General features: G+C 68.2%; 1 pseudogene. It reads right to left on the reverse strand.

Going from position 1 to position 214, the window contains the following annotated elements:
* Window positions 1-214 (reverse strand): annotated as a pseudogene (locus IG99_RS43965) (RNA-guided endonuclease TnpB family protein); the annotation flags it as partial.

Here is a 214-nt window from a genome sequence, read left to right on the forward strand (position 1 = left end):
GCCCGCGACGTGCAGGCGGCCGCCCTTCAACCGGAACCCGCGCTGTGTGTAGTTCAGCGTGGGCAGCGCCTCGCGCTTCTTCTTGTGCCGGGGCATGCCCGCGCGTTGCCGCATCGGCAGCCGCTTCTCGATGTCCTTCAGGGCTTTGGTACGGGACTTGGCGAAGTCTCGGATGATCTGCTGCTGCGGCACCGAGGCACCGTCGCGGAGCCAC

The sequence above is a fragment of the Streptomyces griseus subsp. griseus genome, assembly GCF_000720255.1.
GTDB classification, from domain to species: Bacteria; Actinomycetota; Actinomycetes; order Streptomycetales; family Streptomycetaceae; genus Streptomyces; species Streptomyces griseus_I.